This is a genomic window from Marinobacter suaedae, assembly GCF_030519635.1.
Taxonomy (GTDB): domain Bacteria; phylum Pseudomonadota; class Gammaproteobacteria; order Pseudomonadales; family Oleiphilaceae; genus Marinobacter; species Marinobacter suaedae.
On the sequence record NZ_JAUMIS010000001.1, the window covers coordinates 1284449 to 1305494 of the forward strand.

At 60.2% G+C, this 21046-nt stretch carries 16 protein-coding genes; 13 read left to right on the top strand and 3 right to left on the bottom strand.

Annotation, left to right across the window (positions count from 1 at the left end; all coding sequences use genetic code 11):
- The first annotated feature begins 10 nt into the window (after positions 1 to 10).
- From QVZ43_RS05965 to QVZ43_RS05995, 7 genes are all read left to right on the top strand, one after another.
- Entirely contained in the window at positions 11 to 7678 is a 7668-nt protein-coding gene (locus tag QVZ43_RS05965) for an Hpt domain-containing protein (protein WP_302909223.1), read from the top strand.
- The gene (locus tag QVZ43_RS05970) at positions 7678 to 8730 is read left to right on the top strand and encodes a chemotaxis protein CheB (RefSeq protein ID WP_302909224.1); all 1053 of its coding nucleotides are present in this window, start codon (positions 7678 to 7680) and stop codon (positions 8728 to 8730) included. Before QVZ43_RS05965 ends, QVZ43_RS05970 begins: the two co-directional genes overlap by 1 nt.
- Positions 8731 to 8741: 11 nt before the next feature.
- The gene (locus QVZ43_RS05975) at positions 8742 to 9200 is read left to right on the top strand and encodes a chemotaxis protein CheW (RefSeq protein WP_302909225.1); all 459 of its coding nucleotides are present in this window, start codon (positions 8742 to 8744) and stop codon (positions 9198 to 9200) included.
- A 69-nt stretch (positions 9201 to 9269) separates the two neighbouring features.
- The gene (locus QVZ43_RS05980) at positions 9270 to 9761 is read left to right on the top strand and encodes a Fur family transcriptional regulator (RefSeq protein ID WP_223794909.1); all 492 of its coding nucleotides are present in this window, start codon (positions 9270 to 9272) and stop codon (positions 9759 to 9761) included.
- Positions 9754 to 10539 (top strand): zinc ABC transporter ATP-binding protein ZnuC, encoded by a 786-nt coding sequence (gene znuC / locus QVZ43_RS05985; RefSeq protein WP_302909226.1) that lies wholly within the window; start codon positions 9754 to 9756, stop codon positions 10537 to 10539. The genes QVZ43_RS05980 and znuC overlap by 8 nt, the downstream gene beginning before the upstream one ends.
- Positions 10526 to 11338 carry an iron chelate uptake ABC transporter family permease subunit gene (locus QVZ43_RS05990; RefSeq protein WP_223794911.1) on the top strand — a complete coding sequence of 271 codons (813 nt, stop codon included), beginning with the start codon at positions 10526 to 10528 and terminating at the stop codon, positions 11336 to 11338. Before znuC ends, QVZ43_RS05990 begins: the two co-directional genes overlap by 14 nt.
- Positions 11339 to 11423: 85 nt before the next feature.
- Positions 11424 to 12434, top strand: a complete 1011-nt coding sequence (locus QVZ43_RS05995; protein WP_302909227.1) for a PAS domain-containing protein — start codon at positions 11424 to 11426, stop codon at positions 12432 to 12434.
- On the opposite strand, the gene QVZ43_RS06000 is transcribed toward QVZ43_RS05995, so the two are convergent.
- On the bottom strand, positions 12431 to 12679 hold the full coding sequence (locus QVZ43_RS06000; RefSeq protein ID WP_223794913.1) for a CDGSH iron-sulfur domain-containing protein: 249 nt from the start codon (positions 12677 to 12679) through the stop codon (positions 12431 to 12433). The genes QVZ43_RS05995 and QVZ43_RS06000 overlap by 4 nt on opposite strands.
- Positions 12680 to 12824: 145 nt before the next feature.
- Here QVZ43_RS06000 and QVZ43_RS06005 point away from each other — a divergent pair, with 145 nt between their 5' ends.
- On the top strand, positions 12825 to 13829 hold the full coding sequence (locus QVZ43_RS06005) for an ArsJ-associated glyceraldehyde-3-phosphate dehydrogenase (RefSeq protein ID WP_302909228.1): 1005 nt from the start codon (positions 12825 to 12827) through the stop codon (positions 13827 to 13829).
- A gap of 1 nt (position 13830) precedes the next feature.
- Positions 13831 to 15018 carry an organoarsenical effux MFS transporter ArsJ gene (gene arsJ, locus QVZ43_RS06010; RefSeq protein WP_302909229.1) on the top strand — a complete coding sequence of 396 codons (1188 nt, stop codon included), beginning with the start codon at positions 13831 to 13833 and terminating at the stop codon, positions 15016 to 15018.
- 4 nt (positions 15019 to 15022) lie between these two features.
- Here the strand turns inward: arsJ and QVZ43_RS06015 are convergent, their stop codons facing one another.
- On the bottom strand, positions 15023 to 16105 hold the full coding sequence (locus QVZ43_RS06015) for a patatin-like phospholipase family protein (RefSeq protein WP_302909230.1): 1083 nt from the start codon (positions 16103 to 16105) through the stop codon (positions 15023 to 15025).
- Positions 16106 to 16295: 190 nt separating this feature from the next.
- Between QVZ43_RS06015 and QVZ43_RS06020 the strand changes: the two genes are divergently transcribed.
- Positions 16296 to 17363 carry a GGDEF domain-containing protein gene (locus QVZ43_RS06020; RefSeq protein WP_302909231.1) on the top strand — a complete coding sequence of 356 codons (1068 nt, stop codon included), beginning with the start codon at positions 16296 to 16298 and terminating at the stop codon, positions 17361 to 17363.
- Between the two features lie 7 nt (positions 17364 to 17370).
- Here the strand turns inward: QVZ43_RS06020 and QVZ43_RS06025 are convergent, their stop codons facing one another.
- Positions 17371 to 18297 carry an alpha/beta fold hydrolase gene (locus tag QVZ43_RS06025; RefSeq protein WP_302909232.1) on the bottom strand — a complete coding sequence of 309 codons (927 nt, stop codon included), beginning with the start codon at positions 18295 to 18297 and terminating at the stop codon, positions 17371 to 17373.
- Positions 18298 to 18489: 192 nt separating this feature from the next.
- Between QVZ43_RS06025 and folE the strand changes: the two genes are divergently transcribed.
- The 3 genes from folE (at position 18490) to QVZ43_RS06040 (ending at position 21010) form a co-directional block, all read left to right on the top strand.
- On the top strand, positions 18490 to 19059 hold the full coding sequence (gene folE, locus QVZ43_RS06030; protein WP_223794919.1) for a GTP cyclohydrolase I FolE: 570 nt from the start codon (positions 18490 to 18492) through the stop codon (positions 19057 to 19059).
- A gap of 159 nt (positions 19060 to 19218) precedes the next feature.
- Positions 19219 to 20547: an HD-GYP domain-containing protein gene (locus QVZ43_RS06035; protein ID WP_302909233.1), complete on the top strand. Its 1329-nt coding sequence runs from the start codon at positions 19219 to 19221 to the stop codon at positions 20545 to 20547.
- Between the two features lie 154 nt (positions 20548 to 20701).
- Positions 20702 to 21010: a hypothetical protein gene (locus tag QVZ43_RS06040; protein WP_302909234.1), complete on the top strand. Its 309-nt coding sequence runs from the start codon at positions 20702 to 20704 to the stop codon at positions 21008 to 21010.
- Positions 21011 to 21046 lie beyond the last annotated feature (36 nt).

A 21046-nucleotide genomic window follows, 5' to 3' on the forward strand; every position in this document is an offset into this window, starting at 1 on the left:
CGGAGTGGTTATGGGCAATCACCATGACAGCATCGCTCTCGACTGGGTTCGAGGCGAAATACAGGACACGCTGACTCAAGGACAGCATGCACTGGAAGCGTACGTCGAAAATCGTGACGACACTACGCGCCTGCGCTTCTGCCTGAATTACCTTCATCAGGTGCATGGCACCTTGCAGATGGTCGAGCTCTACGGCGCAGCACTGCTGACCGAAGAGATGGAAAAGCTCACCCAGGCGATCCTGAATGAGTCGGTGGCCAATATTGATGAGGCCATCGAAGTTCTGATGCAGGCCATCTTGCAGCTGCCCCAGTATCTGGAACACCTGGGCAGCAGCCAGGACGACTTCCCGATGGTGCTGCTGCCGTTGCTGAACGATCTGCGTGCCGCCCGCGGGGATACCCTGCTGTCCGACACCTCGCTGTTCAAACCGGATCTGAGCCGCTCGACGATGAGCGTCCCGGTAGAGATTTCCCAGCGCCTGCAGGACCCCAAGGTTCTGGGCCATGTTCGCAAGCTGCGCCAGATGTATCAGTTCGCCCTGGCCGGCGTGGTTCGCGAGGAAGATCTCGACGCCCAATTCGAGTACTTGCAGAAAGTCATCTCTCGCCTGAACCGTCTGTGCCAGAAAACGCCCCGTGGCGAACTGTGGAAAGCCGCCGGAGCGTTCATAGAGACCCTGCAGGCGCACGTGAACCCGGTCAATGCCGCGGTTAAGTCCCTGCTCCGTGAACTCGACAGCGAAATCCGCCGTCTGGCTGACCAGCACACCGACATTCTCCGGCAACCGGCGCCCGAGGCACTGCTCAAGCACCTGCTTTACTATGTCGCCCGCGCTCGTGAGCTGAACACCCCGCTCGTCACGGCCCTGCGCAACGAATACAGCCTCAACCAGGCGCTACCGTCGGAAGACGATGTGGACGCTGCCCGCACACGGGCCTCCGGCCCTGGTCGGGAGGCCATCCAGTCGGTGGTTGGCGCGCTCAATGAAGAACTCGCCAAGCTCAAGGACCAGCTCGATCTGTTTGTACGCGCCGAACTGCGCCAGAATCATGAACTGGAAGAGCTGCTGCCCGGTCTGAAACAGGTCGCCAATACCCTCGCGGTTCTGGGCCTGGGGATTCCCCGCAAGGTTGTGAACGAACAGATCGACCTGGTCGAAAAACTGATCAACCAGCCCGATCCGGTGGACGACGGCACCATGATGGATATCGCCGGCGCCCTTCTCTATGTGGAAGCCAGCCTGTCCAGCCTGGAGCAGGACGGCCAGACCAGCGAAGTCAGCATCGGTTCCGACCAGACACCACAACTTGGCTCCCGGGAACTGGGCGATGCCAGCGGGGCGTTACTGCGTGAATCCCGGAACACCCTGGAGCAGGTCAAGTCCTCGATCGTGAACTTCATTGCCTCCCAGTGGGATACCCGGGAAATCGAACACGTACCCGGGCTGCTGCACAGCATTCGGGGAGGTCTTGGGCTGATTCCTCTGGATCGGGTGTCAGACATGCTGGCCTCCGCCGAGCGCTACATCACCGATGTACTGTTGACCGGCAAGCAGATTCCCGACTGGCGTCAGCTGGATACACTGGCCGATGCCGTCACCAGCATAGAGTACTACCTGGAACGTCTGGTGGAAGGCAACGGCGAAAACGACGTCATTCTGCAGGTCGCCGAAGAAAGTCTGGCTTCTCTTGGTTTCCCGGTAGGCGCCGAACCCACCTGGATCGCCAGTGCCGACGTCGATGACATTCCGACCATTGATGCGGCGGCCCTGGAAGAACCGGCGCCCGAACCGGAAACCGCCAAGGAATCCGACCAGGAGCTGCTGGATGACGAAATTCTCGGCATCTTTATCGAAGAAGCCGAGGAAGTACTCGAAACCATCAACGAGTTCTACCCGCGGCTCCGGCAGGATCACGATGATCGCGAGGCCCTGTCTGAAGTACGTCGCGCTTTCCATACGCTCAAGGGCAGCGGCCGCCTGGTGGGTGCCACCAGCCTGGGTGAACTCGCCTGGGGCGTGGAAAACCTGCTGAACCGGGTCATTGACCAGACCATCAAGCTCAACGACGAACTGTTCGCTCTGGTGGACGAGGCAATCGCCCGTATCCCGGCCTTGATCAGCGACTTCCGTTCTGGCCAGGCAGACGCCGATGTGTCTGAACTCACTCAGCGCGCCGAAGCAATGGCCGACACCCGCCGCGCTGAAGCCGGCGGCAACCAGCAGATGGAAGAAGCGGCCGAGGCAACAGGGGAAGAAATTACTCTGGAAGCGCCGGCCGACAGCACCACCGACGAGACTGATGCAACCGATCTGGTCGAGCCCATTGGCGAAGCCCCTGCTGAACTTGCACCTGTGGCAGAAGAAGCCGCCGATGAAGACGATCTGATTGATGACGAAATCCTCGAAATCTTCATCGAGGAGGCCGGTGAAGTTCTGGAAACCATCCGGGAGCACTTACCGACCCTGCTCAACCAGTTTGACGACCGCACCGCGTTGTCCGAGGTTCGCCGGGCCTACCACACACTGAAAGGCAGCGGCCGTATGGTTGGCGCCGAGGTGGTTGGGGAGCTGGCCTGGTCCGTTGAGAACATGCTGAACCGGGTAATCGACGGCAGTATCCTGATGAACTCGGACCTTGCAGAGCTGCTCAACGAGGTCACAGGAGTCCTCCCCGGCCTGGTGGAAGACTTTGAACAACGTCGGCCAGCAGGCTTCGACACGGCAAGCCTTGAGGCCCGAGCCGAGGTGTTGGCCAAGGGTGAAATCCCGGTGGCCAGCAGCATGCCTGCCACGGAAACCGCGCCCGCTGGCAGAGAAGCCGAACCCGACGACCTACTGGACGAGGACATTCCGGCAGGTGGAGTCGATCCTGTTCTGCTGGACATCTTCGAAAGCGAAGCCGAAACCCATCTGCAGACGCTGCACAACTACCTGGAAGCAGCGGGTGACAAGGCGACCGTCTCTTACACCGACGATCTGTCCCGTGCCCTCCATACCCTCAAGGGAAGTGCGCATACCGCTGGCATTGCCCCGATCGCGGCTGTCATCACCCCGCTGGAGCGATTCGTCAAAGAATCCAGGGCACAGAACAAGCGTGCGGACCGGGACGTTCTCGCTCTGCTGCACGATGCCTGCCAGTTCCTGAGCCAGGGACTGGAGCAGTTGCGTTCGAACCCTCAGGCAAGTCTCCCGGGTACCGAGGAGTTCCTCGCCAAGCTCGAGGTTATTGCCGCCGCAACCCTGCGCGTCCTGGCCGGCGAGCATGGCGAGGACAGCGATCAGCAACCGGCCTCCCAGCTGGTTCAGTTGTTCCTCAGTGAAGGTCTCGATATCGTCCTGGATGCGGACCGCATTCTGGACCAGTGGGTTGATGAGTCAACCAACCACGAACTGCTCACTCCCCTTCGTGCCGAGCTTGATCAGCTTACCGATGTCTCCGCCGACGCGGGGCTGTCCGATGTGTCTGCCCTGTCCGGCGCACTGCGCGATATCTACAACCAGCTCGTGCGCACCGACGAAGCACCGGAGCCGGCACTGATCGAAACACTGCACAGCGCCCACGACCACCTGATCAACATGATGGATCAGGTGGCTGCGGGTCTGGCGACCGAGACCAGCGACGATATCCTGGCTCGCCTGGATGCACTCGCGCCGACGCCGATAGACACGCCAGAAGTCGAGGAAGAGGCCGGACCCGACGCCTTCGAGCAGGCATTCACCGGTGACCTTGAAGCCATTGATCTGAGCTTTGAAGAAGACGACATCGAACTGACCACCGGCGACGATCAAACCGCGGCAGCCGGGCAGCCCCCGCTACCCGAGGCCTTCGAGACCGACAGCGAGCTCGACGAGGAACTGGCCGAAATCTTTCTGGAAGAGGCGAGAGACCTGATCGACAGCACCGCCGAGGCGCTTCAGAACTGGAGTGAGAACACCAGTGATCTGGACATCCTTCGCCTGCTTCAGCGGGATCTGCACACCCTCAAGGGTGGCGCACGTCTGGCCGGTGTCGCCGCCGTGGGTGATCTGTCCCACGAACTGGAAACCCTGTTCGAGGGACTGACTGAGCAGCGCTTGTCCATCAATGACCAGCTATCAGACCTGCTGTTCCGTTCCCATGACCGCCTGGCCCACATGGTCGATGCACTGGAAGCCCAGGAGCAGCCTGAAGCAGCACCGGATCTGATCGACGAGCTCCGTAACTATATGACGTCGGCAACGGCATCGCGCCCGGTGACCGACATTGTTGATAAAGACGAGCCGGAGCAGGAAGCGCCCACGGACTACCTCGTTGAGGAAGAGGTTCCCGAGCAAGCGGGCACTGAAGCGGAGACCGAAGAGTCTCCCGAACTGACCGGGGAAACCGCTCCGAAAACCGAAGCGGAGCCCGAAGCTGAAGTGACGGCAACCGACCTGTCCCATCTGGATCCGGAGCTGGTCGGCATCTTCCTCGAAGAAGCGTACGACCTGATCAACTCCACCGGCAGTGCCCTGCACACCTGGAGCGAAGATCCGTCGGACCGCGCCATTGCCGCCGAATTGCAGCGGGACGTGCACACCCTCAAAGGTGGCGCCCGGATGGCCGGTGTCGAGGCCATTGGTGACCTGACCCACGTACTGGAAGACCTGTTCGAGAAAGTCGCTGAAGGCCAGCTGGCAGCCAGCGACGCCATGAACGACCTGTTGTTCGCCTGCCATGACAGGCTGGCCCAGATGGTCGATCAGGTTGCCGGCCAGGCGCCCTGCCCACCGGCCGTTGAACTGGTCACCAAGGTTCAGGCCATTTTGCGCGGCGAAACTCCGACTGACGAAGCGGAAGAAGAACCGGTCCCCGAGACGCCAGCAGTCAGTGAAGAGGCCAGCGAAGACGACCTGATCGGCATCTTCCTGGACGAAGGTATCGAGATACACGCCACCATTGGTGAAAGCCTGGCCCAGTGGCGGGAAGAACCTGAAGAGCTGACCGGTGTTACCCAGCTTCAGCAAGAGCTTCACACCCTCAAGGGTGGCGCCCGGCTGTCGGATATCGACACCATTGCCGAACTGGCCGAAGCCTGGTCCGACGCACTGGACCCGCTGATTGCCGGTGCCGATAACCAGAGTGAACTCTTTACGTTGAGCGACAGGGCCCACGACGCCCTGCAGACAATGCTCAGTTCGCTGGAAGATGGCAGCAAACCCGCACCTCAGTCCGAGTTGATTGCTGCGCTTAAGGCAGCATACAAGGATGCTGAGGCGGACACTCTGGCCACCGACGAAAGCGCATCAGCAACCGCCGGGGATGTGGACCCTGAAGTTCTGGAGATTTTCCTGGAAGAAGCCGGGGAAATCATGGATCAGTTGGAGCAGGTCCTTGAGGACTGGCGCAAGGAACCGGCCAACCACGGCTTCAACCGGGAAGCTCAACGTGCCCTCCATACGCTCAAAGGTGGTGCACGCCTGTCCCAGCTCACACACCTCGGTGACAAGGCCCATGCCTTGGAGACTCGCCTGATTGATCTCGGTGGCAACGCACCGACCGAAGACCAGTGGCAGAGCATTACGGCGGACCACGATGAAATCATCAAGCTGGTTTCCGATGTACGGGAGAAAGGGGTAGCGGCGGTAGCCGAAGCACCTGCAATCGAACCCGAGCGAAAGCAGGACATCGAAGCCAAGCCTGAACAAAAGCAGGAAGAAAAGGCCAAGTCGGAATCTCAGCAGGCCAGCGTCGAGGCAACGGCAGAACCGAAGGTCGAGCCCAAGACAGCTGCTAAGCCAGAGCCGTCGAAGGCCAGCAAGCTGCCCGACCAGCGCAAAGACAAAACCGGCAAACGAGCCGCGGAGAAGCAGCGGGCCGCCCAGGAAACCATCCGGGTATCGGCATCTCTGCTGGATGACCTGGTTAACCTGGCCGGTGAAACCAGTATTACCCGAGGCCGTCTGGAAACCCAGACCAGTGATTTCGGCCAGAACCTGGAGGAAATGGCCGCCACCATCGAGCGTCTGCGTGAGCAGCTGCGGCGGATGGAAATTGAAACCGAAACACAGATCCTGTTCACGGCAGAAAAAGAGCACGGTCCGGAATACGGCGAGGACTTCGATCCGCTGGAGATGGACCGTTACTCGTCGATCCAGCAGTTGTCCCGGGCCCTGTCCGAGTCGGCATCGGATTTGGCCGACCTGCGGGAAACCCTGGGTGACCGGATTCGCGATACCGAAACCCTGTTGCTCCAGCAGTCGCGGATCAACACGGAACTGCAGGAAGGTCTGATGAAGACCCGAATGATTCCGTTCTCGTCCACCGTTCCTCGTCTGCGCCGAATCGTCCGCCAGATCAGCGGCGAGCTGGGCAAGAAGGTCGAGTTTGACGTTCGCAACGCCGAAGGCGAAATGGACCGCAACATCCTGGAACGGATGATTGCCCCTCTGGAGCACATGCTCCGGAACGCCCTCGACCACGGTATCGAGATGCCGGAAGACCGCAAGAAGTCCGGTAAGCCGGAAACCGGTGAAGTCATCCTGTCGCTCACCCGGGAAGGCGGTGATGTGGTACTGCGCATGATGGACGACGGTAAGGGTATTCCCTCCAGCGTCATCCGCGACAAGGCCATCCGCCAGGGGCTGATGAGCGAGGACGAAGACCTGACCGAGCGCGAGATACTGCAGTTCATCCTGCAGCCGGGCTTCTCCACGGCCCAGCAGGTGACGCAGATTTCCGGCCGGGGCGTGGGCATGGACGTGGTCGCCAGCGAGATCAAGCAGCTGGGCGGCAGCCTGGACATCGACTCGGCACTGGGTCGGGGCACTACCTTCACCGTGCGCCTGCCGTTCACCGTGTCCGTTAACCGGGCCCTGATGGTCTCCAGCGGTGACGACTTCTACGCCATCCCGCTGAACACCATCGAAGGTATTGTGCGGGTCAGCTCCTACGAGCTGGAAGAGTACTACAAGCCGGATGCACCGCTGTATGAGTACGCCGGCCAGGATTACCGGCTGCAGTACCTGGGCAGCCTGCTCAACACCGACCACCAGCCCAAGCTTCAGGGCCATATCCTGCCGCTGCCAGTGATTCTGGTACGGGGCGCCGAGCAGCCGATGGCGTTGCAGGTGGACAACATCCTCGGTAGCCGGGAAATCGTGGTTAAATCCCTCGGCCCTCAGTTCGGTACCGTCCGGGGTGTGTCCGGGGCGACCATTCTGGGTGACGGTAACGTGGTGGTGATTCTCGACCTGCCGGCGATGATCCGTTCCGACATTCTGTCCGAGCGTCAGCGCCTGGTGAACCTCGAGAAAGCCCGCGAAGCCGCCCGTTACGAAGAGACCATTACCAAGGTGATGGTGGTGGATGACTCGGTGACGGTCCGTAAGGTTACCTCCCGCCTTCTGGAGCGGAATGGCATGGAAGTGGTGCTGGCGAAAGATGGTCTGGATGCGGTGGCACAGCTGCAGGATCACAAGCCTGACATCATCCTGCTGGATATCGAAATGCCGCGGATGGACGGCTTCGAGGTGGCCAGCTTCGTGCGCCATGACGATACACTGCGGGATACGCCAATCTGCATGATCACCTCCCGTACCGGTGACAAGCACCGTGACCGGGCGATGGCCATCGGCGTGAACGAATACCTCGGCAAGCCGTTCCAGGAGAGCGAACTGCTCGCCACCATCAAACGGTTGACCGGTAATCAGTGATGGTCGGCCACACTGGCCGGCCCCGGGTCGGGATCGTTTCGGACATCGTGCTGCAGCGCCATCGCCTGCAGAACGCCAGCTCGAAGGTGGGGCTGGATGTCTGTTTCTCCGGCGACCCGGGGCGGTTGCTGGACTACCCGGGTTTTCCGGACGCCAGCCTCTGGCTGGTGACGCTGGAAGACGACGCCGATCATCCCGGGTTGTTCGATCACCTGTTCAGCAACACCGACGCGCCGGTGCTGTTCGGCCTGGATCTGGCCCCCAAAACCGGGGGCACGGACTATTTCCGCTGGGAACGCCGGTTGCTGGCGAAGCTTGAACAGGAGCTGGGGCCGCTGGAAGAGCTGGATTCAGAACACGCCATCCAGCAACTCGAAGAACAACCACCCACCGAGGTAGTCACGCCCACCCTGCCCCAGTGGATTCCGCCCGCCTCCAATAGCGCACCGGCCGAAGAGGTCTGGATTCTGGGGGCCTCCCTGGGCGGGCCGGCCGCTGTGAAGACCTTCCTCGACCAGCTGCCGCCGGGATTGCCCGTGGGGTTTATCTACGCCCAGCATATCGACGGTAACTTCACCAGTGTGCTCACCCGTGTGCTTGGCCGACACGCCCATTACAAACTGAAACGGGCAGAGGAAGGCTATCGGGTACACAATGGCGACGTGGTGCTGATGCCCGTCGAACACGAATGGGCGTTCAATGAAGCCGGTGAACTGACCGAGCTGAACAGGAAATGGCCGGGGCCCTATGGCCCGTCCATCGATCAGGTTTTACTGAACGTCGCCGACCATTACGGGTCACGCTGCCACGCCATTCTGTTCTCCGGCATGGGCAACGATGGCGCCATTGCCGCGCCCATGCTGAAGGCCCATGGCAGCAAGATCTGGGTGCAGGAAAGTGACAGCTGTGGCAACAGCTCCATGCCCGACTCTGTGGCCGCCACCGGTTGCACCACCCAGAGTGGCACCCCGGAAGCACTGGCCCGGGAACTGGTCAAAACGATAGAAGAATCCTGCCTGCTCAAGGGCAGACAGAAACGGGACTCCGCCTGAGGAATTAAGCAATGAAAGACAACAGTCAGACCCTCGCCTGCGTTCTGATCCCCATGAACGAGCGGCAACTGTTGCTCCCCAACGTCAGCATTGCCGAGGTAGTGGATTTCGCCAGCACCGAAGCCGGTGCCAACACCCCGGACTGGCTGGCCGGCTACCTGGACTGGCGTGGCCTCAAGCTGCCGGTGATCTCCTACGATGCGGCCAACGGCGGCACCTTCCTGGTACCCGGCGACAACCGGGGCCGTATCGTGGTGCTCAACACCATCGGCGAGCAGCATGAACGTGCACCCTTCCTGGCGTTGCTGACCCAGGGTATTCCCAGTCAGACACGCCTGGCGGAAGACCAGGTTATCCAGACCGACGGCGACACCGGCCCGGCCGACCTGATGAAAGTCGAGGTCGACGGCGATACCGCCTGGATTCCCAACCTGGAATACCTCGAGTCACTGGTGCTGGAAGCTCAGTAATTCCCCCTTCGGCCATGGTGGCCATTCTGCAAAATGTTATAATGTTTCAAATTTTGCAGGACACCCACCATGGTTACCCAATCCCTGCCCTACCACCCCCATGATCATGACGCCTGTGTCAGCCAGGCACTGGCCGACGCCCGCACCATCTGCCGGGAACGTGGCACCCGCCTGACCCCCACCCGGGAGCGGGTGCTGGAACTTGTCTGGCAGTCCCATAAGCCACTAGGGGCCTACGATGTGCTGGCCCAGCTTTCCGATGAAGGGCAGAGCGCGGCACCGCCGACGGTTTACCGTGCGCTGGATTTTCTCCTGCAGAACGGACTGGTGCACCGGATTGCCTCGCTCAACGCCTTTATTGGCTGCACGCACCCCGGCGAACACCACACCGGGATGTTCCTCATCTGCTGTAACTGCGGGAACGTTCTGGAAGTCTCGGATCCCTCGGTGTCAGCGGCGATTCACTCGGCCGCCAGGTCCGAATCCTTTGAACTCAATGACCTGACCCTGGAAATGTCCGGAGTCTGTCCCCGATGCCAGGCGAACGCTGATCATGACTGACCCGCTTGTAACCCTCGATGGCCTGACCGTGGCCTTCGATGACCGTCCGGTGGTTGATCAGGTCAATCTGAGTGTTCACCGGGGAGACATCATTACCATCATCGGCCCCAATGGCGCCGGGAAAACCACCCTGATCAAGTCGGTACTGGGCATTCAGAAGCCCAGTGCCGGGGAAGTCCGGCTGGTGCCTGGCATGGTGATTGGCTACGTACCCCAGCACCTTGTTCTGGAGTCCACCCTGCCCCTGAGTGTCAAACGGTTCATGATGCTGACCGGCCACTCGGTGTCGGAGTGTCGGGCCGCACTGGACAAAACCGGCGTGGGTCACTTGCTCGACGCCTCCGTGCATCACCTGTCCGGCGGTGAACGGCAGAGGCTGCTGCTGGCCCGGGCACTGGTTCGGCGCCCGGACCTTCTGGTGCTGGACGAACCCGCTCAGGGGGTGGATATCAATGGTCAGGCCTCCCTGTACCAGCTGATCCGCCAGCTACGGGATGAGCTGAATTGTGGGGTGATCATGATCTCCCACGACCTGCATCTGGTGATGGCGGCTACCGACCGTGTCATCTGCCTGAACCAGCACATCTGCTGCAGCGGCCACCCGGCGGATATTTCCCAGGACCCGGCCTTTATCGAAACCTTCGGCCACGACGTCGCACGATCACTGGCGGTTTATCACCACGATCACAACCACGCCCACAACCTGCACGGCGATGTGGTGGAAGGCGACGATGGCCATCTGGCCCACAAGGAGTGCTCCGGCTATGCCCATCCTTGATGCCATTCTGGACGATTTTTTCTGGCGTGCCCTGCTGGGCGGCCTGGGTATTGCGCTGGTCGCCGGGCCATTGGGCTGCTTTGTGGTGTGGCGACGGATGGCCTACTTCGGGGATACCCTGGCGCACTCCGCCCTGCTCGGCATTTCGCTCAGTTTCCTGGTCAGCCTGCCGCTGCATGTTGGCGTCATCATCACCTGTGTGGTGCTCGCGACGGCGCTGGTGCTGCTGTCCCGCACCCGGGCGCTCGCCACGGACACGCTACTGGGTATCCTGGCCCACAGTGCCCTTGCCATAGGCCTGGTCACCCTAAGCTTCATGCCGGATGTGCGCGTTGATCTCACCGGGCTGCTGTTTGGCGATCTGCTTGCCATGAGCCGGGGCGACCTGGCGTGGATCTATGGTGGCGCTGTGGTGATCCTCACCCTGCTTGCACTGCTCTGGCGCGGGCTCCTGATGAGCACCATCCACGAGGAACTGGCTCGAGTCGAAGGTCTGCCCGTCGAGCGCCTGCGCCTGGCATTGATGCTGATGTTTTCCCTGGTCATTGCCGTTGCCATGAAGATCGTCGGTGTACTGCTGATCACCGCCATGCTGATTATCCCTGCAGCCACCGCTCGCCGGCTGGCCAGGAATCCGGAGCATATGGTGGGCCTGGCCATGGTCTTTGGTGCCATCGCAGTAACCGGTGGCCTGATCCTGTCCTGGTACCTCGACACACCCGCCGGTCCGTCCTCGGTAGTCACCGCCTTCCTGACCTTCCTGCTGGTGTATGGCAGCACGGCACAAACCCGGGCCTGAATCTGGCCCAGGATTCCCCACGCTGGACTACAGTTAGGAGGTACGGCAACACGTTGGCATTGCCCGCATACGTCAGGAATCTCCCATGGAACGCACCAATGGCTCACCTCCGCCTCCCGGGAAGACCTCGCCCGGGCTCTGGGTGCCGCTGGTGATTCTTCTGGCTGGCCTGGCAACCACCACGCTGACGGCCCATCTGGAGGCGGAGCGCGCCCGCAGCCAGGCCGAATCCCGCTATCAGGCCCAGCACCAGATGCTGGTGAATCTGGTTCGTGCCCAGCAATGGGAAAAGACCAATAGCAACGATGGCGAAGCCGGCCAGAGCAACGACTGGCTCCGGCCCGTGATTCATCAGGCACTGCCGGAGAATATGGGCGTGCGGGTGGATACCCTGGCCCGGCACACCAAGCAGCCACTGCTGCATATCCGGGCCGGGACCCCCGTCGATGCCAGCCGAACACTGCGCAGCGAGATCCGTTCCGGCGATAACAACTGGATGCTCACCACTCTGCCCGCCGAACCCTTTCTCGAAGGCGATGCGACCCAGGCCGCCACCCGTATCTGGGCCAATGGCCTGCTGATCACCTTGGTCGGCGTCGTGTTGTCGTTGTGGCTGTGTCGCCGCCTCAAGCTGGCGACAAGCCTCGGTTACAAGCTGCGTGAGCAAACCCGTCATTCGGACCAGCAAATCAACAACCTGCAAACCGAAAAAAACATCCTCCGGCAGGCACTGAACGACAGCGAGCTGCGCAGCCGGGATCTGGTTGCCTTATCCGGAGGGATGATCTGTGAACTCGATGAGCAGGGAACCATTGGCTTCGCGTCCCCGCAAACCGCGGAACTGATCGGCGAGGCTCCGTCCGACCTGATCGGGACGCCCTTTGAGCAACTGGTGGAAACAACGGGCCAGGAGAATTTCAGGCTCGCCCTGGCGTCGGCGCGCAGCGATCATGCGGTAGAGCGTGTGGATGTGTCATTGCGACACAAAGGCACGGAAACGTCCATCCCGGTGACGCTGCGGATTCTGGCCCTGCAGGACCCGCTGCACGGCCTCGCCGGCTTCCGGATCAGCGCCTCGCCTACCCAGGGACATTAATCCAGGGTCTTGTGGGTGCCATCGCACAGGGGCGGATTGCCGGTCTGCTTGCAGCCGCAGAACCATACCCACTCTTCTTTTTCTGCCGTGTATTTGACCGGCGTGAACCCGGTGCCTTTATGGGACCCGTCGCAGAAAGGCTGTTTCTCGCTACGCCCGCAGGCACACCACATGTAGTTCTTACCCGGCTCCACGAGTACAGAACAGGGGGTTTTGCGCGCTATGTGCGGCTTTTCGTCAGCCATGATCAGATCCCTCCATGTATTGGTATCACCCTGGCTCAGTATAGATGGGCCACTGCCCTTGTCAGGTTTCTGTCACAGGCTTATGGTTTAATGCTTCCGCGCGCCGCGACAGGTGACTTCAGCAGACAATCTGGATAACGGAACCATGAACCGAATCAAAGTAGGCATCAACGGATTTGGCCGCATCGGGCGGCTGACCATGAAAGCGGCCTGGGACTGGCCCGAGATCGACTTTGTCGCCATCAACGATCCTGGCGCCGATGCCGCCACCCTGGCACACCTGATGAATTTTGACAGTGTCCACGGGACCTGGGATCGGGAAGCCACCTCCGATGGCACCCACCTGCTGATCGACAACCGGAAAATCCGGGTGACCCACAATCGGTCGATCGGCGAAACCGACTGGTCCGGTTGCGATGTGGTGATCGAAGCCAGTGGCGTCATGCGCAAGATGGACCTGCTCCAGGGCTATCTGGGTCAAGGGGTCAATCGTGTGGTGGTGACGGCCCCGGTGAAAGAAGCGGGCGCCAAAAACCTCGTGATGGGTATCAACGACGACCTGTTCGACCCCACCACCGACCGCATCGTCACGGCCGCGTCCTGCACCACCAACTGCCTGGCTCCGGTGGTCAAGGTGATTCACGAAAAGCTGGGTATCAAGCATGGCTCGATGACCACCATTCACAGCCTCACCAACACCCAGACCATCATTGACGCTCCCCACAAGGATCTTCGCCGTGCCCGCTCCTGCGGCAGCTCGCTGATCCCGACCACCACCGGTTCGGCCACCGCCATCATCGAAATTTTCCCGGAGCTGAAAGGCCGACTGGATGGCCATGCCGTCCGAGTACCGTTGACCAATGCCTCGCTCACGGACTGTGTGTTCGAGGTAGAAACGCCCACGGATGTAGCCACCGTGAACAGTCTGCTCCGGGACGCCGCCGAAGGTGAGCTGGAGGGCATCCTGGGCTACGAGGAGCGGCCACTGGTGTCGATCGACTACCGCACCGACCCCCGCTCGGCAATCATCGATGCCCTCTCCACCCTGGTGGTGAACGATACCCAGGTGAAACTGTACGCCTGGTACGACAACGAATGGGGCTACGCCAACCGGACCGCCGAACTGCTGCGCAAGGTGGGCCTGGCCTGACGTGACACCCGCTACTCGCCAGTACCTGATCATCACCGGTAATTACTGGGCCTTCACCCTGACCGATGGCGCCCTGCGAATGCTGGTGGTACTGCATTTCCACCAGCTCGGGTATTCCCCGCTGGAGCTGGCCCTGCTGTTCGTGTTCTACGAGTTCTTTGGCGTGCTGACCAATCTCGCCGGAGGGTATCTGGGCGCCCGGTTTGGGCTCAACCGGACCATGAACCTGGGTTTGCTGCTGCAGATTGTGGCTCTGGGCATGCTGGCCGTGCCCGCCAGCTTGCTGACCATCCCCTGGGTGATGGCCGCTCAGGGTCTGTCCGGTATCGCCAAGGATCTGAACAAGATGTCGGCCAAGAGCGGTATCAAACTACTGGTCGATGAAGCCCAACAGGGCAAGCTGTACAAGTGGGTCGCGTTACTGACGGGCTCCAAGAACACGCTCAAAGGGGTGGGCTTTTTCCTCGGCGGCGCGCTGCTGATGACCATCGGGTTTGCTGGTGCGGTGGCCAGCATGGCAGCGGCGTTGCTACTGATCTGGCTGAGCAGTCTGTTCCTGCTCGGCAAGGACCTGGGCCGAAGCAAGGCCAAGCCGAAATTCAAAGACCTGTTTTCCAAGAGCCCGGCCATCAATCTGCTGTCAGCCGCCCGACTGTTCCTGTTTGGCGCGCGGGACGTATGGTTCGTCATAGCCCTGCCGGTCTACCTGAAAACCGTTCTAGGCTGGGATTTCTGGCAGGTGGGTACGTTCATGGCCTGCTGGATCATTGGCTATGGGTTTATTCAAACCATCGCCCCCCGGTTTACCGGTATGGGCTCACAGGCTGCCGTTCGTTGGGCGGCCATGCTCAGTGTGGTCCCCGCGGGCATTGCCCTCGCCCTGTGGCTGGGCATCAACGCAGAACTGGCGCTGGTTGGCGGGCTGCTGCTGTTTGGCGCGGTATTCGCCGTCAACTCCTCACTGCACAGCTATCTGATCGTGAGTTTTGCCCGTGCTGATGGGGTGTCACTGGATGTGGGTTTCTACTACATGTCCAACGCTGCCGGACGGCTGCTGGGCACGGTGCTTTCAGGCTGGATTTACCAGGTTTATGGACTGGAAGCCTGTCTGTGGGTATCCACCGGCATGGTAGTGCTGGCCACCGTTTTTGCCGCCGGGCTGCCCGCTCGACAGCCCGAAACGGCCTGACGCCCTACAACGGGCGAATCACCTCGGCGAGCTTGCCGGATTCAGTCAGTTCCAGGAATTCATCCCCCAGTCTTTCGCTTTCCGCCACCGCCTTGCGCCAGGCCTTCTCCCGGCCAGCATCATCACCAGCGTACTTCTCGAAATCCTTCCGATCAGGCAGTTTCCGATCCGGGAGTGATTCCAGGTACTCGCGAGAAGGCGCCACCAGCACAACATCCTGCAGGCGCGTGGCATCGCCACGGCGCCAGGGCAGGCTCTTGTCGAACCAGCCTGGCACCACTTTGTCGGTAAAGTGAGGGTAGAGAATCACCCCGGGTTGTTCGTAGGGCAAATCCAGGTGGTAATCCAGCAGGCCGCCATCCCGATAAACCCCTTCAGGGGCACCGGGCAGGTTCCTGACACCGGACATCACCATGGGAATCGAGGCCGAGGCCAGCAGCGCTGGCAGCAGGTTTTCCCGGGTCAGCGCCACCTGGTGGCTGGGGAAATCCACCAGTTTAGCCACGGGCAAAGGCAGGCGGGCGTCGTGGATAATACCCCGCTCCATGAACCGACCCAGGTGTCGCCGGCTGACCATGTTCGCACTGATCACCTGCATCAGGCCCAGCGCCAGACGCCCCCGGCTGTCGTGTTCCAGCATCCCGCGACTTCTGACCACCACCACATTCAGCCGATACCAGGGGTGATTGAGGATCTGGTCCTGGTGGCCATCCAGCAACTCATCCAGGAACTGCACACTCTTGCGGGTCACCTCGGCCGCGCTGACACCTTTGGCAAAGCGTTGGGATGTGTACAACTCCGCCAGCTTATCGAGCTGGGCCTTGGGATCGTCGGTCGAAGCCACCGCAGCAAACCGCCAGCTGCCAATAGACGAACCAATCAGTGCACGCTCCTGGGGAACCCTGGGCAGCCAGTCACCAAAAACAGCCTTGTCCAGCCCATTGATGCCCAGCGCCTTGGGGCCACCGGCGGCACCGGGAACAACATGAACATCGGCCGGTGTCAGCGGGGTGTCTTTCAGTCGCTGCAAGGCCCGGCGGCCGGCCCGGATGGTCAGCGACGGCGTCCTGGTATGAATGGCGGTCATAAAGCTCTCCCTAAGTGAATCCCGGAGTGTAACCAAGCGCGAAGGTGGCGGCCAACTGAATACAACGCCCTACCTGTCCATTAACGAATCGAAACGGACCGGCTTAACGTAACCCATGCTAGACTTTGGAGATCCAACAAGATCTGTCCCGGAAGCGGACAGACGCTGTATCTTGCGGCCGGAGAATGCTGTGGACCTTGCCAATAACCCTTACTCGCCATCCTCAGGGCCGACACTTGCAGTTCTCAAATTCAAGCAGAGACTGGTTTTTCATCTGTATTCCTGGACCCTGATCGCTGCGGCACCGCTGTTGATAATCCGATGGCAGCAAGACCACCTGCTGCTGACTGCGCTGCTCCTTCTTTTCTGTCTAAACGCCTTGCTGGTCATGGGTTTTCTGCATTTCCGCGGCACCTATTTTCTGAAAGGCCGCCTGTTCCCTCTGCTGGCCATAATGTGCTCGGTCTATTCCACAGCCGTCAACGGCCATATCGGCCTGTACTGGGCCTATCCGATTGCAGTCGTGTTTTTTTTCCTGTTGCCACTGAGAGAAGCCATCGCCAGCAATATTCTTTTCCTTATCCTGTTGGCCGTGGTGTCGTACCTCACTTTTCCGGAAGCCGACGTCTGGCGAATCACTTTTTCCCTGGCGCTGACCTGCCTGTTCGCCCTGGTGTCTGCCTGGCTGGTGGGCAAGATTCAGCAGGAGCTGGTCCGCCTGGCGACCACCGACCCACTCACCGGGTGCCTGAATCGATCACAGCTTTCCGATCTTCTGAACAACCAGATCCAGATGCGGGAACGCTACGAACGGGTATCCAGCGCGATACTGATCGATCTGGATTTTTTCAAAGCCGTGAATGACCAATGGGGTCACCTGGCAGGGGACAGGATTCTGCAGGAGCTGGTGACTCGAATCCGTGGCCGGCTTCGGGAAACCGACCAGCTGTTTCGAATCGGCGGCGAGGAATTCATGGTCCTTTTGCCAGAAACCCGACAGAAAGACGCCGAAAATCTCGCAAACCAGTTGCTTCTGACCATACGGTCAAAACCGTTCTTCAACGAAATACGGGTAACGGCCAGCGTGAGTGTGGCGGAAGTCTGCCGGGGCGAGACCTGGTCCGCATGGCTGAATCGCGCTGACCAGGCGCTTTACGAAGCGAAAGCGCGGGGCCGTAATCGCGTTGAGATCGCACCCAACAGCCCTTCAGATCAGGCACCGGATCCTTCAGGCCAGCCTGCCCAGGCCACCAGTTAGGGTTGATTCAACCCTCCCGGGCAATGTCTTTTCTGAAATCCCGGTAATGGGTGAATACCTCCCAGGGGCACTCGACATGGGGGTAGTGCCCGACGTTTCGTAAACCGACCACATCCGGATTCTTCACCAGTTCCCGATAACGCCTTGCCATCGCCACCCCGGACACCGGATCGGCAGTGCCCGAGATCAGTCTCATGGGCTGGGAAGTTTTCTGCAGTGCCCCCACCCAGCGGTTGCGGTGGCAGCGACGCTCCTCCATAAACTGGATCAGGTGGTGCAGAATGCCCCGGCCGTTGTTGTAAGTGATCAGGTACCAGAAATCGTCCAGATCGATCCGACCGGGCGGATTCTGGCTGCCAAACAGGCGGAGGAAATTGCGTTCGAAGGTACGGCGGGTCAGTCCCCGGCTGATGAGCCCACCGAGAGGGCTCTTCAGGAGTTTCTGTATCAGCAGGGGCGAATGCACCTCGGGGAAAAGGGCACCATTAAGGAAACACACGCTATCAATGCCAAAGGGCAGCACGCCTTCCTGCTCCCGGGCCATCAGCTCCTGCGCCACGCTACAGCCGTAATCATGGGCAAACAGGTGCACCGATCTCAGTCCAAGTCCGTCGATCCAGCCCTGGAAAAGATCGGCCTGATCCTCGATGCTGTAGGTGTAATCAATGGGTTTGTCGGAAAAGCCAAAGCCAAGCATGTCCAGCGTCAGAACGTTGAACTGCTGACTGAGCATGGGCCATATCCGGCTCCAATCCCAACTGGAGGTCGGAAAACCGTGCAGCAGGACCAAAGGATCGCCCTGCCCCGCCATGCGACTGAAAATGGCGTGGCCATCGTAACTGAACCACTTGCCTCCCTGCTGCCACCACTCCAAGGTGCCCGATTCCCGCACCGTCTGAGCAGCGCCAGGGTCATCGGTGAATACCTGTTCCATGCGTTATCCCCGGCGAGGTTCCAAAGTTCAGACTGTATAGCATTCCACCGCCACCTTCTACAGCCCTTCCGCTGGCCGTCAAAGACGCCTAAGCCAGGGGAATTTTCATAGGTAACAACCGTTGCAGGCGTGGAGATACAGATCAAATTGGCTTAAGCTTGCCCCCCGAACGACACAGCATCGGAACAGATTATGAGCACCCCTCTAGACGACCTTGCCGGACACTTCAAAGCCATTATTGATGGATTGGGTGAAGACACCGACCGCGAGGGTCTGCAAAACACGCCCATGCGTGCGGCCAAGGCCATGCAGTTTCTCACGCAGGGTTACAACCAGAGCCTTGACGAGTTGGTGAACAACGCAGTTTTCGAGTCCGCCATGGATGAGATGGTGGTGGTGCAGGACATCGAGCTGTATAGCATGTGCGAACACCACATGCTGCCGTTTATCGGCAAGTGCCACATCGCCTACCTGCCTCAGGGCCGGGTTCTGGGGCTGTCCAAGTTCGCCCGTATTGTCGATATGTATGCCCGCCGGCTGCAGATCCAGGAAAACCTGACCCGCCAGATTGCCGAGGCCATCGAAAATGTGACCAACGCAAAGGGCGTCGCCGTGGTGATCGAAGCCCAGCACATGTGCATGATGATGCGGGGCGTGGAAAAACAGAACTCGAAGATGAAAACCTCCGTAATGCTGGGACAGTTCCGCAAATCCCAGGCAACACGCAACGAGTTCCTGCAGCTGGTTGCGCAACGGGGCTGAGACCCCGGTGACCACCGTCAGCGTGCCTGATGGTGGTCACTTGCCCGAGGCTTTCTCGCCGCCAAAATGTGACGCGTATCACACCTATTCCTACTGACAATGACACCCGCTAGGTCTCTGCCATACTTTGGATAAACATCTAATAAGACTGGTAGAGCCATGTGGTTCCGACGTAAATCCAGCAATGCTGCCACACCCGCAGCCCACACCAAGCCATCCCAAGTCCGGAAAACTGGTTCGCAACAGAGCCAGGAACCGACATCCTCTCTTCGCCGCGTCCGCCTGCCCGTCGATCTGCTTGAGCGCGGAATGATCATCATCAAGCTGGACCGTCCATGGAACGAGGTACCTGTACTGTTCCAGGGGTTTGTACTGTCGGACGATTCCCAGGCGGACATTCTCCGGCAATACTGTGACTGGGTGCTTGTCGAAGACGAGGAAGAACGGCTGAACCCCATCCTGGACCGCGTGGTCCTGCGCAAGGAAATGGCCACCAGGCCACTGCCCGAAACGCGCTCTCTGGCCGAGGAAATGCCCCGGGCCCGGGCAGCCTGGAACCAGGGCCAGCAGTTCATCGACAAGGTGACCCGGGACCTTGAGTCGGGCAACGATCTGGACTTCGACGAAGCCCGGCCCATCATCAAGCATTGCGTCGAGAGTATTCAGGCCAACGCCAGTGCCATGTTCTGGATGAGCCGGATTAAAAGTCGGGATGCCTACACCGCCGAACACTGCCTGCGGGTTGCCATTTTCTCCATCGCCTTTGCCCGCTTCCTTGGCATGCCGGACAAAGATCTGGAAACCGTCGGGATGTGCGGCCTGTTGCACGATCTGGGCAAGCTCAAGGTGCCCCAAAGCATTCTGAATAAGCCCGGGACCCTGACCCAGGAAGAAATGCAGATCATGCAGGAGCACACCATCCTGGGCTATGAGCTGTTGAAAGCCGACAGCAAGCTAGACCCGATTATCAGCGACGTGAGCAGCCATCACCATGAACGCATGGATGGCCAGGGCTACCCCCATCAGTTGGCGGACTGGCAGATCAGTCGTTACTCCCGCCTGGTGGCTATCGTGGACTCGTTCGATGCCATCACCAGTGACCGCTGCTACAAGGATGGTCTGTCTGCCTCCGACGCCATGTCCATCCTGTACAAAAACCGCGGGCAGCAGTTCGACGCCGGCATGGTGGAAGGGTTCATTCGCATGATCGGCGTGTATCCGCCCGGCAGCCTGGTGGAGCTGAACTCCGGCGAAGTCGCGCTGGTGGTGGCCACCCATCCTGGCCGAAAGCTCAAGCCCCGGGTGGAAATCCTACTGGATGCCAACAAGAACCCCATAACCCCACGGGTTGTGGATCTGGCGGCCCAGACCGCTGAAGGGGACATGGTGCGGGAAATTGCCCACCCTCTCGCTGACGGCGCCTTCGGTATTTCCCTCCGGGGACGAATCCAGCAGCTGACGGCAAAATCCTTCTCAGACGCCTTTTAGCCCTTCCACCAACCAGACACAGCGTACCGGCTGGCCGCCATGACCAGCGATGCCCAGATTGCCGGAGCCACGGCCGATTCCGGATTGTAATCCGTCATGGGTGCCCCCACTATTGGGGCACCCACATCAGGAATCGTGAGCTGGAACCGAACCTATGACCCCGAAATACCTGACTCCGGAACAGGACTACCTTATCCGGCGCTGGGAGCGCTGGAACCGGAATTATTTCATTGTTGCCTTCGTTGCTCTTGTCATCCTGCTGGTGTTCAGCAGCCAGCTCGGACTGTCCAGCGGTGACAGCTGGGGTCCCCTTGGCGTACTGATTGCGCTCATCATAACCCCCATCATCATTCTGCAGCTCCGGCTGGCCTGCCCAGCGTGTGGCCAGAAAATCGGCTGGCAGGCCAAACTGATGGCCCCCGACCAGTGCAAAAGCTGCGGTACCTTCCTGCACTCCCGGTAATCAGCGCTTAATTACATGCTTGACCTGTGAGTTACT